The sequence below is a fragment of the Chitinophaga sp. 180180018-3 genome (assembly GCF_037893185.1).
In the GTDB taxonomy this organism is placed as follows: Bacteria; Bacteroidota; Bacteroidia; order Chitinophagales; family Chitinophagaceae; genus Chitinophaga.
Genome location: NZ_CP140772.1, coordinates 5178386 through 5193562 on the forward strand (window position 1 = coordinate 5178386; position 15177 = coordinate 5193562).

Below are 15177 nucleotides of genomic sequence, written 5' to 3' on the forward strand. Positions count from 1 at the left end.
CTAACTCATCATTTTATACCGGTCCACTCAAAAAAAAATTTACCGTTGCAGCATAGATAGCACGGAAATCAGCATGGGTAAGGAAAGTAACTCATTTTTCAGGATGACGGTTCGCAGTAATGCCACCCCTTTGGCTTTTTGATTCAATACGGTTTGATAAGCCATATTCAATTCCGCTGCAATTTCAGCGGCGCTTTTTCCCTCTAGTATGGCCAGGCGTACTACCTGCCTGCATTGTGGAGGAAGCTTTTCTATCTCCAGTGAAATCAGCTGGATCACTTCCGTTCTGATATAGGCATTTTCTACATCTATGGAAAATTTGTCGGCGCCCTGCTCTATGGAATGATGGATATCATCGTGCCGTTTCTGCGCCTTGAGATAGTTGAGGGCTGCATTCCGGGCGGCAGTGAATAAAAAAGATTTCAATTGATTCAGGGTAGGAAAGTCTTCCTTCTTCTGAAAAGCATTGATAAAACATTCCGACACGATGTCTTCCGCAGCCATGGTATCAGCTACCAGCTGCGCTGTAAAAAAACAGAGCATCTGCTGGTATAAGGCATATACCTGGTGCAAAGCTTTCCGTTCGCCCTGCTGAAAGCTTCTGATCAGCTCAGTTTCACTGTATGCTTCGATGGTTGACAATGCGTTGTTTTAGATTCAATGGGAGTACAAACTATGGTAAAAAAATTCAAAGGTGCAAGAGGGAGGTCTAAAATAATTACATCTAAATACAGTATACATTAATATATTTTTACATTCAAATAAATCAGCGCTATATATCTTCCAGTACTATTTATCCTTTTTAAATGAAAAATATTTATACATTATGTAAAGAAATATGACAGCCGGTGACCTTTCTTTTCATCCAGCTTTTCTAACTTTGCGCTGTATTGATCATTTCGTCGCTGATAGCATTGAACGTCCCTATAACCCGGTATACCCTATTCCCAGCATGATTATTCACCCCTCAAACAATTCCATATGAAACAGTACTTTGTTAATCTTTCCATCACATTTTGTATCAGCATTTTATTGCTACTGACTTTTTCCTGTAAGAGAACTGACTACTGGCCGCCGGAATGTTGTGTGCCCAGGGCAGCCTGTAATGTGCAAACACATTATGTCACTAATATTCCGCCTAATGTAGCCCCACCCTATGTCATTCCCTACCAGTTCACCAGAACTACCGGCGCGAATGGCAGGGTGAATTATATAGATGCGGATATCAACTTTTTCGACCACGCCGGAGGAACCGATGGCGGGCATTTTAAAGGAGAAGTGAAGCAAAACGGGCCACACCTGTTCGTGATAGACAGTGCCAGGGATACCCTGGTAGTAGTTGATCTGGATAAATGCGGGCGGGCGGTGAAATCGCTCATCCATTACCGGGCTAATCTGCAATATGATGCTATCAGCGAATATTATTACGATAATAAAGGCCGGCTATCGAAGGTACACAATGTGGGCCGCCAGGTAACAGAAACCTACCAATACGATCAATACGACAATATAACCAGGATAACACATAGTAATGCGCCGGGCACCGCCTATATGGAATTTACTTACGATTACAACAGGCCTCTTAAAGGCTCCTTCTATGACCTGGGCCGATTTGCCGGCCCGATGAATGAAGTGGTGATGATAGAGATCCTGGGCCTGCTGAATACCCAGCCACATCATATGATGACTAAAACTTTTTCCGGCAGCACTTTTTATCCCAATGGCACTTCTACGTATTATGATCAGCAGGTGAATGCAAATGGTTACCTCGTATCTTATAAAGCCCGGCTTTTCGACCGTGACAACATCTCTATAAAGGGCGACATTGTCTGGGATTGTGATAAAGGTGGTGGAAATAAATATTAACCACCTAATACTTTAGGATAACAAATCTGGGTCTGTAAAGATGTGGTTCAGCATTCAGCTCTTTAAAGAAGTCGAAGGCATTCACATTATAACTGATCAGCAATTCACCGGGTGCTGATAAACATGGATGTGCCTTTGCATTATAGGTGAAATAGTTTTTATGCTGCGCCTCTTTACAGTCCCATACCTCTATTATCGGTCCAAACGGCCCGTAGGGCGTTTGTCCGACGCGAAGGCCCACCTTACTGCTCATACCATTCACCTGGAATAGGAGAGCGTATTTACCATTGGGTAATAACGAAACGCTTAATTCGTTGGAAACATTTTCCGTTACAGTGGCAGCCTCATTCATCTTATTACTCCAGGCTTTTCCGTTCCAGAAACGCCACTCATTGAATTGCTCAAAATTTTCCGGTAATACACGGGCAACGATTAATTCCTTAGCCCTTCCTTTCACTCCGTATATATACACATATCCGTCGTTGTTATTTACAAATATTCCGGCTCCGAGTGAGGCATTGTCTGTTTCTTCTTTACCGCTGATCAGAAACGGCGTTTCCACCTGTCGCTGATTGCGGAAAGGCGGCCGGCTGCCTTCAGGTAAAATGATCAGTACATTTCCGACCTGTTTGAAGTTCCATTCGCCCACACCCACGTTACGCATCCGGTACGCAAAAATATAGGTTTTGTTTTGCTGCGCAGTGTTCACAAACCCTGCTCCCAGCCAGTAATAATCAGCCCGTCCCGCATGGGGTACACGTGGTACAAATAGTGATGCCGGCTTGCCGTTTTTATCTGTGTTATAATAAAAACGGATATTCTCTTCTTCCGGAACACGGCCGGTTATGTAGGCAACAGAATTGTGCACCATGCTATAGCCAGGTTGCAATTTTCCATCGACGATATCTCCAATCATTGTATCGCTGAAAACAAGCAACGTGCTATCCGTTCCCTTCAGCGGGATGGAAAAAATACCGTCTGCTCCGAACCAGCCCTTATCACGATGAAACAGGCCTGTCCATTCCGGCGCTGCTGCTACGGTGAAGGGAATAGTGTCTGCCACTTTTTCGGCACATGGCCCGGAAATTAGCTGTGCGCTGAGCAACAAGCTTCCGATTAGTTCATTTATCATTTATATTGTCTAAAAAGATGACCACCTGTTATTATTCATCTTACGTAAAAATAATAACAGGTGGTAACAAAATCAGTTAATATATATAAGCATCATTCAACGTTACATTCCATTACAAAGTCCGGCATAAAGTGCTGCGAAATCATCAACTGGTAATGATAATACTCACTGCCAGTTGATGACGAGAAGTGGCAGCTGGAAATTGAGGCGACAGCGCCGAAGTAAGTTAGAACACCGATATCCCGACGGTCATACAATTAATTCACTCAGGCTATATCAAAAAATTAAGTTTCATTTATTATTTTTTCAATATTTAACTATGTTCTGTACCAACTTTCAAATTGCAAATCGTTTATCATTAATTCGCACTTCCTATGGCAGTTATTGTATCTACTCCACCTGTTTTATCAGATTGAACCTTAATTTCTCCAGAGAATGAGCCAGGTACAGGCGGGCAGAATGAGATTACAATTGATTGTGTTTGTCCGGGAGTAATTGTGCCACTTAACCAGTTTGTCCCAAACGGATGAGGGGTCAATATATTTTGGATAAATAAAGGTTCTGTTCCTATATTTTTAATGGTTAATGTTCGGTAATTACATGAACTTGTCGGCCCTATACTTACAGTGCCACAATCGAGATTTCCTGAGAGCTCAATAATTTTCGTACCTATAACAGTAACTTTTGAATCTATATTATTGCTACCAACCGCATCTGAACTAAACTGAATAACGTCAGTAAAAGTTCCCTTTGCGGAACTAGTATAAGAGATGTCCATTCGAATTGATTCTCCAGGGGCTAAAGAAAAGGGAAACACATTATTTATGCTGTACCCCTGTGGAAGCAGAACATTTGTAACAGTTACCGCGAGTGTACCTGTATTAGTAATCACAATATTTTTTGTGATTGATTGACCCGCGGAAACTTGCCCCCAATCAAGATTCTGGTCAGACAGACTTATCCTTTTGATCCCCATATACTGATATCCAATGTTCTTAACAATCTGCTTTTTATCGTCCCTGATAACGGCCAGTCTTCCAAATTGATCATATTCATAATAGGTAGTAATATTGTTGGGCGCTGTCTCGGATGTCATTCCAGTCAGTGGAGAATAGCAATATGAATACACATGACTATTCGGAAGTCCGGCACGCAACTGTTGTATTGCAGATTTTATATCCTCATCATCATAACTCAGGGCCAATTGTGACAGCCTATTAGTTCCCAATAAAGCCACAATATCATTATAGCCGGCATTCATCACTTTAGCAATAGGATAATTTCTATTATAACCCCATAAATAGGAACTCAGTCCATTAGTTTCAGATATAACTTCAAGTATGTTACCTCTATCATCATACTTGGAATAATATATTTTTTCTTTATATCTGTTATCAAACAAGAATCCAGCTGTAGTGGAGTAGGTTCCGGCAAATTCACCTGCAGAAATCGGAATATTCGTTTCAAAATCGTAAACGCGTTCTTGTTTCAGATCCTTAAAATGAGTTAGCCTACTTCCTATAACAAAAGCTCGTCCGGACTTTATAATGGAAGATGTTCTTTCTATTGGAAACCTTATTACGTTATTGTCGACCAAGGCTTTGATATCGTAAATTTTATCTGTTGCCGGGGCGGATGTGCTAATTGTATAATCACCAGGATACTTATATTGGACCATTTTCTGATTCCCTATTGCATCAAAAGACCTAACAGCTCTTAATTGAAAAGTAGTACTATCATAATCATATTCATTTCCTGTAATTACCTGACCATTCGGCGTATAATCTATAATTGTTTCTTTCCTGAGATAGGGATAAAAAGTATACAATGGAAAGGCTATCATGGTCGTATTTAGCGCTGAATTCTGTACCCGACTTACAGCTCTAACATAACTATTATATCGTTTCACATCCTGGTTATACTCATTGATCGTCTCTCTTTTCAGCATACTATCAGTTGTATAAACTTTCTTTTTCAGGATCAATCCCCTTTCAATGTCAAGCCTGCTATACAGTTTTTTATAATACTTCGAACTCTCTATAAAATTGCCTGTTTGAGTGATTGGTTCCTTATCCAAGAACCCATTATCCTGGTTACTATAGATGAAAGACGTAAATCCATTACCTGTTCTTTCTGTTACCTGAGAATAGGCAATATGATTCCCATTAGTGGTATTCATATAATTTAGTGGTAAGCTACTGAACTTAAAATAAGTTCCGTCTCCGGGAGACTCATAGTATACAGGCTCTCCGGCCAATACCCCGCTTGAAAGGGTATTTCCCCCCAAATAATCTTTTGTATAAAAATATTCCTTTACTTGCGTAGTACTGGACATCGCATCATAAGTGCTGATTTTTCTAATGCGAAGGCCTCCAGCTAATTTATTTGATGAATTTGTTTGTATTAATAAGGACGGTGATTGTTTCACTACTGACGAATAAGTATGTGGTTCAAAGAAAAATTCAGTATATCCTCCTGTTGGATAAATAATTTTTTTGATTATCTCAGCATCCATCAATGCTGCATCTGGTTCCCTTGATTGATAATATGCCGCGATATCCGGGCTAACGGTCACGTTACCCTGACTACTTGCCCCTCCAAAGAAGTTCTTCCCATTGTAATAGCCCCAATGATCTAACAAGCCAGAGTAATAACCAGGCAATAATTTAGCGGTGTATTCAACTTTATAACTATACTGAATATTGTTTCCTGCTGAGACCTTCTTTATTTCTTTTAGTTTCAATCTCTCACTTGGCTTCTCAATATAACTAAAAGCATATTTTACAACTGGCTTATTTCTGACTGACATTGAAATTGTATCCAGTTTATAGTAATTCAGATTCTGAAAGTCCGCCGGACATAAATCCTGAGATATAGGTTTGACATTATATGGAGGTCTTAGCTCATTCGATAACGACCTAACAAACGAACAGGTAATATCATTGGCTTTAATGCTATCAAGATTTGATCCGTATATTAGAAACTTATTTGTCTGATTTACATCGCGAGTAAAGTATGGCAAGTTCGTAATTGGTATTCCTGCTACTACCGTAGCGGATACTTCGCTATATACTGCCTGCTGAATATTTTTAAACCTGGAGTAGTGGAACTTTATATGAACTCCAGTTGGTAATATAATTTCTGTAAGATGCCATGCAGAAGCCTGTACATGATGAGGCCAATCTGAATTGCCTATAATTGGCAGTCCACCATGTGTATTATATACGGCCTCCATAGTTGCAGATACAGATTGTGAGAATTCAACTCCATTAATATCTCCGCCAAAAACATACTGAGTTCCATCATTTGTTGTCAGAGTAAACTTGGAGATAATTCTGGGTAGGGTTAACGATCCCATCAAAACACCTGATACGTTTTCCTGAATTTCGTGCGTTAATTTCAGGCTCAGATTGTCTTTTGAACGAACTACCCATTTCCTCTCATGATTTAACATAAAAACGCCACTGATTCCATTAACATTAAATGTAAATTCATCAGGAAACTGATCTATATCAGAAACATGTGCATTCAAATATTCCGTGGAATACCAATTGCTCACTCCCAATTCTGTACAACGATCGTAATATGCATAATATGGGCTAGAGGTCGAGATATGGGTATATTCATCAAAAAAACCATTAGTTTGTCTTTTAATGACACCTCCAGCTACCAGACTCCAATTCAACCCTACCAACCCAGGGTGATCATCAGGTCTGCAGCCACTCGCATCATAAACTAATGAAATAGGAACAGAAAATGATCCTGTTGTTACATCTGTGATTGGAATAGATATATCAACTGTTCCAGTAAATAAAGAGACTGGAATATCCCCAAATTTTCCTAATGAACTGGCATTGGGTGTTTGAATACTTACCGCTGCACCCAATTCTTTTTGAGCCGAAACTTTAAAGCCAACGAAAGAAAAAACTAGATATAGGCATAGAAGTTTCAATGGAATTCTACGTAACATAGGATTAAATTAGATAAATAATAAATTGGGTTGACACACTATCGCTCTATTTGTGTCTTTATTAAATTTCGAAAACAAATAGCTCCTCTATATTCTCCATCGTTCTCAGTACATAGTAAGCTCTAGACACTAAATATTGAACAGCGAATCGAGTACTTCAGGTTTACCATTTGTATGGTCCGTTTGATAAAATTATCTCAAAAGTGCTCTTCTGTTCATAAGGGGTATCCAATTTGATGAGCCAATACAACTCCTTCCCTTTTTTATCCTTTACGGATTCCCATCTTCCATGTTTGTATGTAATGACACGGATTCTATAACAGGTACTATTATCACATTCAAAGTTCTTATACTTTTCTCCTTTTTTTTGAACTGCTCTAATTGCATCCAAGTCCAGCCCTTGCTGAATATCCAGAAAATCCAACCATCCATCGTGATTAACATCACCATACCTTAACCCAGTTATATCATCCGTATATGATAAATATTTAATACTTGTATCTGCACCGAACACTGAAATAACAGCATATGTATAAACCCTACATAAACTTCCAGAACAATTATCATCTGGTCCCGCCACCCCTGTAACGAAAGAAGCACTATTGTATGAAAAACAACTGCGGGAATCATATTGAAACCTCGTCCAACACCTTAATGTATCTTTTAAAAACACCTTTTTTCCAATTCCCAGAAAACTATTACAGTTATCCAGGTCAGTGATACTTTTTGACTTATTTTTCAATTTAAAATATTGCTTCACTAGTCCATTGTTTCTGACAACCTGATACTGGCCATTGACCAATATAGTATCATATCTTTCTTTCATCAGCCTCCTCTTGTCCATGCGAATACCAGGTGTATTCGTAAGACTGTCAATAAACTCCTTTAAAGTCCTCCGTTTTACCGGAGGTTGTTTACTGTTACCTAAATATATGCAGTCAATTTCACCAACGGTATTGGCAGTTGTTATCAATACACTGCATATCAGGCCAATCAATAATAACCAATATCTCATTTATCTTTTCTTTTTATAATAATCTGAAAACGTTACAAAGATATTACCATGATAGGAAGCCGTTATGATATATTTATATCCATTTGATGCATTACCAAGATGTGCTGGATGATTAGCAGAAGTAGCTTCCCCTTTAAAAATACCTGTGCTGGACCACGTATATCCATTGGCTTGCTGATCTTTGAACATTTTATCATATTTTCCACTAGGCTTCCAGAAGTCTCTTCCATGCTCCTGTAGGGCACCATTCGAGTAATCCGTTCCCCCACTCAAAACATGTATAGCAGCTGCAAATGCAGATCTCATGCCGGTATTTTTATCTCTTGCTACATCACTCATTGCAATAAATGCCCGCTCATATGCAAAGACCTCTGCATTTATTCCAGCCGTTCCTGCAGACTGCTTATAATTCGTATTTAATGCATCCCGCATTGAATTAATATTATCAAATCCATAATACTCATCCTTTGCATTTATACGGTTATTCAGCATCCCCAGTGAAGCTTTCTGAGCGTCGGGATCCGATGTATTCTCATTATAAGTCCAGGCCGCCATCTCCACAAAAGTACTTTTATCCACCCCCGTGGTAGCTGTGATGTCTGTAACTTTGTTCATATCAATGACTGACATTATCACGCCACCTCCCGCCGGAGAAGTTAATTTAATACCACCATCAGCAACTGCATATACTTTGTTATCATTCTTTCCATCGGTTCCAATATAGCTTCCATCCATCTTATAGTAATCTCCTGGTACCATCCCATCTGCATCAATAAACCGTATTGGGTTATCGAATGCATAATTGTATGGAGAATAACGGCGCATCTGATCTGCCATAGGATCAATTACATGCCACCTTCCTATCTGATGGTCATACATCCTTGCCGCATAATCATACCAGTCCAATCCACTCCCATCCTTGAACTCTTTACTCTGTAATTCTTTGCCATTATATTTCAATCGATTCTCCGGGTAATTCGAACCTTTAAGCGCATTCGCACTTATCCCCGCCATTGTGAGCCCAAATGGATAGTAATGCGTTTCCTCCAGCAACGGACCACTACTATGAGACACCACCAGATTATCAAAGAACACATCCTGTCCACTCTCATTACTGGTGTAAATATATACAAAACCTGTCTTCTCTATCACCATTCGATCTGTAGCCAGCGTTTGTAAAGCATCAGGTGTTCCCTGTACCTGTTTTACACCACTGTTGGTATTCACCATATTAAACTGATCGTCGAACAATACATAATTAAGATAGGCTCGTGGCTTATCCGACAGATTCTGACCAGGATCTTTTTGTTTCAACTGATCATACGCCGTGTTATTAAATACTACTGCCATCGGGGAACCGGGCCCCGTGGCCCCGTGTACACCATCCGAAATACCTCCGCCTCCGAAAGCCTGCAGTAGAGCCGTCAGCATATCGGCAGTATTGGTGGCAGGAACATTTGCCGCTGTGCTCTTATAAAAGGCCTTGCTACCTAACTGTAAAGTATCCCCCACCATCACGCGCAAAACCAGCGACGGACCAATTTTTTGCCCATTGGTGGCATTGAGCCTGGCCACATAATCATTAGGTGACGTAGTCGGATCTGAAGGATAGCCTACCGGTTTAGCCGAACGGGTATTGTCAATATTGCTGAACAGGGCTGTTTCCTTAGCTGCTGCCGAGGCTTCCATCGTAGCCGCATATATGGTAAAATCTGTCTGCTCCGTGAGTACCATCCGCACATCCCCAAGATGATCCTTTACAAAGTAATCGTACACATACTGTACAGGTTGATTGGCTTGAAACACTGCGCGTACCCGGCCTTCTTCATGACCCAGGAACTGCAGCGTGTCATTCCGGTAAACAAAGCCACCAATATAGTCTGTAGTTGTTACCCGGGGTGTACTACCGGTATTATCAGTCACAATCTTCTGAAGTTTTGCACCTGCGGCATCATACAGATATTTAATCCGTCCTTTGCCTGTAATGACAATACTATCCGGCAGATTCAGGTGATTATAGGTAATGGCTGAAATATTCTTATTGAGATCATATTTCAGGTTACCATTCGCATCATAGTCGTAATCATCCCCGGTATTGGTGCCATTGATAAAATCACCCAACTTAGCACTGGCGGTATTGGTAGGATCAGCTACCGCTGCCAGTTTGTTACTCCCTGGTTTGTAAGTGTAGGTTAACTGATCTATCTGCATTTTAGTAGCACCAGCCATGCCCATCTGGTTCATCGTCTGGATATTCCCGTTGGCATCGAAGGTCAGGTTACTAACGGAAAAGTCTTTCTGATCGCTGGTCCAGTTAGTACTACCGCTGTTCTGCTGGGAGAAAGGCGCTGAAACAAGCCGGTTAACCTGGTCGTAGTTATAGCCATAAGCCCGGGCAATGCCATCGCTGCGGCTCTTCCAGGTGCTACCTGCTATATTGCCATTATATTGCAATGCTGTGAATCCTGAGTCATAGGCCAGTGTTTGCCCAAACCAATTGGAGCTACTGCCCGTGGTACTGGCAAAAGGCCGGTTAATACCAGTCAGCCAGCCACGGATATTATAATCATAGGTCAGCGTTTCCAGCTGAGTGGTACCAGTTATACCTAAACGCTTTGTTTTTAGCCGGCCCAACTCATCGTAGGTGTTTGTAGCCACTACCTTATCCTGAGAAGGTGCTGCATCATTCAATCGCTTTTTCACACTTTTAAGTCTGCCAGCTGCATCGTAAGCCATCATGGTCAACACGGTGGTTTGTGGAGCAGTGCGGCTGCGCAGATTCTTATGCCGGAGGTAGGTACTGAGTACTTTCCCGTTGAAGTCGTACAGGCTGGTAATTACATCCAACCCTCCGGAGGTATTTTCTGACAACGTTTGTATTAACCGGCCTTTATCATTATAGTAATTAGTAGTGGTTAACCACTGGTTAGTTCCCAATACCCTCACTTTAGTACCTGTTACAAGCCCTCTTGTCATTGAACTGGCGGTGGCAGGTAATGCTTCCGCATTGGGGCTACCATCAGCCTGAGGTTTAGAGATATCGCCACTGGCATACCCCTGTGCTCCCGTGAAGGAATAATCGTTATAATAAGTATAGGTTAATGGCGTCAGTGAATCCTTCGGGATACTGGGAAGAGTGTTGGATGCTGTAATAGTGCTATTACCACTGGTAGCGCTGCCATTAATTTGCAAGGTTGTCTCTGCTCCATCACTGGTAACAAAACCATCCACCATGTCAACAGTATTGGTAGCCTCGTAGAGAGGCTTGCCATCGTAGTTATCCAGGATCAGGTTTGCCTGTGCAGGAAAGTCATAGCTTACACTCTGGGTACTACCGCCGGTGGCATTGTTAATGGCTGCCTGTAACGACTCCCTGGTGGCGCTCGAATTTTTATACAATGCAGTCATAACCGGCCTGTTCAGCCCATCATAAAAAGTTGCCAGCCAGTTTTTCCCTTTTATATTACCGTCCTGAACAAACGCGAGTCTGTTCCTCGCGTCATATATCATCATTGTAGAATCAGCCCCCGGAACTTTCTTTACAATCATCCGGTTACGGCCATCGTAACGATACATAAAGCATAATTCTGCAGCAATAGATGGGCTGATGATCCAGCCAGCACCAAGAGCGACTTCCACCGCTTTGGGTGACATTACAAAACGAAGATTCCCTAAATCATCATAGGCATAATAAGTACAGAGCCATCCCATATGAGCAGTACCGGGTACTGCTAACAACTGAACTTTCTTCAGAAGAATACGATCTTCTTTATCCTTATATTCTACTACCTGATTACCCATCTCATCAATGCTAATCTTTTTATACAACTGACCCGCTGCATATATCCGCCCCACACCACTGGTAGGTATCGCCTGTTCCCCTGTGAATTCCCATATCCTTACAGAATCATTTACAGTGTTGGTCAAATACTGGACTTCTAACGGCCGATTACCACCTCTTTCTGCTCCCGAAAGATCATTCTTAGCCCAGTTAGCTCCAGGCGCATAAGTTCTTAATACCCTGTTCAATGGAGACGCTTCGTAATCAATTCTGCTATAGTACACATTTTCACCTGGGTTGGATAATTGGTAAAAGGTTTTCTGTTCGTAAAAGGGGTCGGTCTTAAAGGCCCCATCACTGACTGAGGCCGTATAAGGCAGGTATTTAGTTTCTTCCCTTCCAAAAGCATCATATATCACTGGCGTTACCAAATCCTTGCCGCCTGGACTAATTGTCTTCACCACTGTTTGAAGGAGCCGCCCCAACCCATCAAAATATTGTGTTGTTTGTCTGACCTGATCTGCCGTACGGGCAGCAGCGGCCACATAAGCCGTGTCTGTCGTTGCTACTGCTGGCTCCCAAGTGCGAACATAATTGACGGGCATTGTCATTGTATATGTACCTGGAATTGATATCGAATTTGCAGTTGGCCGAATTGTAGCTGATGGGGTCTGGGCTTTTAAGAGAGATCCGGTAACTAAAAAAAGAAAAGTACTAACCACCTGTCGGGATAAAAGCAAACTACTGATATATTTCAAGTTCATAATCATATATTATTGAGTAATAGGGTTCATACATACCTGGGGAAATATGCTACTTTGTATGCTTGTTCTCTCAGGGCTCTAAATCGCTATGAAATAAGCCTGCTCGTTAGTATTCGATAATTCCTGAAAAGAGAAAATACAAATAGCCGTAGATTCACTGATAGGAAAGATGCAATGATTAAAATCGATATAGAGATCATCTATTTGAAATGATTTCACACACTATTACATGATAATTTAAAAACAGAATATAGCATATCATACAGGGCCTTTAGCTAAAACTAAGGTTAACTACAGCGTAAAAGTAACAAAATTATTTAACAACTTGCTGTTATGTATATTCCAAAATAGTTAACTACTACGCATGCTATATACGCACAAAAAAATAAACAATTCAGTGTTTTTCCCAGCTTTCGTATTGCTGCCTACAACACCTATTTAAGTGTTGCTACGGAATGAGGAGTATAAATTCACCTGATAAATAACTATAGTTTTTAAACACTAACTTCTGGTGATACTTATGTTTGATACGCCTGCAGCGCTTGCCGTTGCTGTCACATCCTGCTTCTTTTCAAGCTCCTCTAAAACTACCGCCGGAGTAAACAGGGTATCACGCTGCACTCTTTCTTCCTGCAGATGTGCATACCCCCATAACAGGATCTTTTCTACAACAGGCAACAAAGTTTGTCCTTCCTGCGTGAGCGTGTACTCTACCCTGGGTGGCACAGCAGCATAGACCTGTTTTGTTACTATTCTTTTCTGTTCAAAAAATCTAAGATTATCGGTCAACACCTTTTCGCTAAGACCTGGCAACGCTTCTTTAATCGCATTAAACCGGATGGGGCCTGCCCGGAGATGCCACAGAATGCCAATCTGCCATTTACCGCCGATATATTGAAGTGCATGCTGCACCGGGCAACCGGCTAACATTTCTTTGGGGGCCATGGTAAATCGCTTTAGTTACTCTAAGGTAAGCTAATTACGTGAACATAACTGTATCTTTTGAGAACGGTATTAAACTTATCTTTGCCACATACAAAAGTTCCCTAAAACCAAACCTACCCCAATGAAAAAGATACTATCTGTTATTATTTTCTTCGGCATGACACATTTTTCCCTGTCTGCCCAGTCGAAAACGGAAACAACCATCAGGCAACTGGAACAACGCGAATTAGAAGCTATACACAAAGCTGATACTGCAGCATTATCAAAGATCTGGTCCAAAGATTTCGTTGTAAACAATCCATATGGACAAATTGTAACCGTTCCGGAAATATTTGCCTTCATACGGGAAGGTAAAATTGACTATGCAACAGTAGAAAGAATAGTAGAAAGGGTGACAGTAGTTGAGAATATCGCAATTTCGATGGGAAGAGAAATCGTGACGCCGGAAAAAGCCACTGAAAATGCGGGAAAGAAGGTAACCAGGCAGTATACGAATATCTGGATAAAGGACAAGAGTTCCTGGCGGATGGTGGCGAGGCAGGCGACTATTACCAAAATTGAATAACAGCACCAGGATTTAGTGATTTTTCTGTAGCTGCTTTAATTCCAGCCCGTTTTAACTAAGAAAAGTACTTCAACTTGCCTCTGCCAATTTATGGCAGGGGCAATATTTGCAGGGCTTGACAAGTTACCCGCCTGTATAAATGAAAAAATAACTTTCCGGCCAATGCGTAATGCTTTGCCGTGTATGGCTGAAACAGGTATATCAAAACTTTATCGTCTTTTCAACATCGAAGAACGAGTCTGATAATAAAAAATTATTTCTACATTGAGCATACTGTAGCATACCGATCGTTAAATACCTCGTATCAGCCTATACAAATATGACAAGTTATCTCATTAAATTTCTGCCAATAGTATTGCTAACAACTATTACTATTGAGGCCATTGCGCAAACGAACGACTTTGAGCAGCTCGCAAAAGTCCCCAGGGATACGACCACTAATTTTCCGCTGGACTACAAAATCTCAAGGCCCAGGCTCACCGTCCCGTCCTGGGACGAGGATTTCGACGCTTATTATGCTTTCCTGACGCCGGCGATAAAAAAAACACAGGCGCATATGAGTTATGCCCAAAATGGCGTTACTACTGTGCTGACGCCAAACTCAATTATGCCTCATGCACAACTCGACACTGCTACGATGGTAGATGATCCGGGTAAATTAATCGGCACCTGGAGAATGTTGAAATTCCGCGCCATCAGGTATAATGATTCAGTTTATTTACCTACTAAAAAGTATTACAGGCTTGCAGATACCATTTTAGCCGACAAAAGCCAGGACGAAGCATTTGCAGTTATAACAGACGACAATTTTAAAATATATGCAAGGGAAGTTGGCAAGCGGGACTTTAAGAAAAAGATGTCTGCCAAATATAAGATCGAGAATAAGCGATTTATGATGATGTATAAATTAATTAAATCGAATGGCGGTGTATCACAGTTTGGCATTGATGAAAAGGGGTATTTGATTGTTAATTATCCGAGGGTAGTGGAATATATAAAGAAGGGGGAGTATTTTTCTTATTATGCAGTGGTGGAGCAGTATATATATGAGCGGGTGAAGGAGAAATGATTGCTGGCGATACCAGCTTTAGAGATCTTAATTAAAGTATTGCGCTTTTATTGTTTATATTTAAACAGCA

General features: G+C 41.1%; 9 protein-coding genes. 3 read left to right on the top strand and 6 right to left on the bottom strand.

Features of this window, described 5'->3' with window-relative positions; genetic code table 11:
* Positions 1-39 precede the first annotated feature (39 nt).
* On the bottom strand, positions 40-642 hold the full coding sequence (locus tag UNH61_RS20100) for a sigma-70 family RNA polymerase sigma factor (protein ID WP_326993786.1): 603 nt from the start codon (positions 640-642) through the stop codon (positions 40-42).
* Between the two features lie 339 nt (positions 643-981).
* On the opposite strand from UNH61_RS20100, the gene UNH61_RS20105 reads away from it, so the two are divergent.
* Positions 982-1866, top strand: a complete 885-nt coding sequence (locus UNH61_RS20105) for a hypothetical protein (RefSeq protein WP_326993787.1) — start codon at positions 982-984, stop codon at positions 1864-1866.
* A gap of 4 nt (positions 1867-1870) precedes the next feature.
* On the opposite strand, the gene UNH61_RS20110 is transcribed toward UNH61_RS20105, so the two are convergent.
* The 5 genes from UNH61_RS20110 to UNH61_RS20130 all read right to left on the bottom strand — a co-directional run bounded on the left by UNH61_RS20110 (position 1871) and on the right by UNH61_RS20130 (position 13473).
* Positions 1871-2998, bottom strand: coding sequence for a DUF4185 domain-containing protein (locus tag UNH61_RS20110; protein ID WP_326993788.1), 1128 nt, complete (start codon positions 2996-2998; stop codon positions 1871-1873).
* Positions 2999-3356: 358 nt separating this feature from the next.
* A complete protein-coding gene (locus tag UNH61_RS20115) occupies positions 3357-6968 on the bottom strand; it encodes a choice-of-anchor D domain-containing protein (protein WP_326993789.1) in 3612 nt (1203 codons plus the stop codon).
* 163 nt (positions 6969-7131) lie between these two features.
* Positions 7132-7983, bottom strand: a complete 852-nt coding sequence (locus tag UNH61_RS20120; protein ID WP_326993790.1) for a hypothetical protein — start codon at positions 7981-7983, stop codon at positions 7132-7134.
* Positions 7984-12369 carry a DUF6443 domain-containing protein gene (locus UNH61_RS20125; RefSeq protein ID WP_326993791.1) on the bottom strand — a complete coding sequence of 1462 codons (4386 nt, stop codon included), beginning with the start codon at positions 12367-12369 and terminating at the stop codon, positions 7984-7986.
* Between the two features lie 660 nt (positions 12370-13029).
* Entirely contained in the window at positions 13030-13473 is a 444-nt protein-coding gene (locus UNH61_RS20130; RefSeq protein ID WP_326993792.1) for a helix-turn-helix domain-containing protein, read from the bottom strand.
* 121 nt (positions 13474-13594) lie between these two features.
* Between UNH61_RS20130 and UNH61_RS20135 the strand changes: the two genes are divergently transcribed.
* Positions 13595-14038, top strand: a complete 444-nt coding sequence (locus UNH61_RS20135; protein ID WP_326993793.1) for a nuclear transport factor 2 family protein — start codon at positions 13595-13597, stop codon at positions 14036-14038.
* Positions 14039-14357: 319 nt separating this feature from the next.
* Complete coding sequence (locus tag UNH61_RS20140; RefSeq protein WP_326993794.1) at positions 14358-15107, top strand: hypothetical protein; 750 nt, start codon at positions 14358-14360, stop codon at positions 15105-15107.
* Positions 15108-15177: the final 70 nt, after the last annotated feature.

Coding starts and splice junctions, on each gene's coding strand:
- UNH61_RS20125 (WP_326993791.1), bottom strand. CDS start 12,369: ATGCCCGTCAATTATGTTCGCACTTGGGAGCCAGCAGTAGCAACGACA.
- UNH61_RS20135 (WP_326993793.1), top strand. CDS start 13,595: ATGAAAAAGATACTATCTGTTATTATTTTCTTCGGCATGACACATTTT.
- UNH61_RS20130 (WP_326993792.1), bottom strand. CDS start 13,473: ATGGCCCCCAAAGAAATGTTAGCCGGTTGCCCGGTGCAGCATGCACTT.
- UNH61_RS20115 (WP_326993789.1), bottom strand. CDS start 6,968: ATGTTACGTAGAATTCCATTGAAACTTCTATGCCTATATCTAGTTTTT.
- UNH61_RS20140 (WP_326993794.1), top strand. CDS start 14,358: ATGACAAGTTATCTCATTAAATTTCTGCCAATAGTATTGCTAACAACT.
- UNH61_RS20120 (WP_326993790.1), bottom strand. CDS start 7,983: ATGAGATATTGGTTATTATTGATTGGCCTGATATGCAGTGTATTGATA.
- UNH61_RS20110 (WP_326993788.1), bottom strand. CDS start 2,998: ATGATAAATGAACTAATCGGAAGCTTGTTGCTCAGCGCACAGCTAATT.
- UNH61_RS20105 (WP_326993787.1), top strand. CDS start 982: ATGAAACAGTACTTTGTTAATCTTTCCATCACATTTTGTATCAGCATT.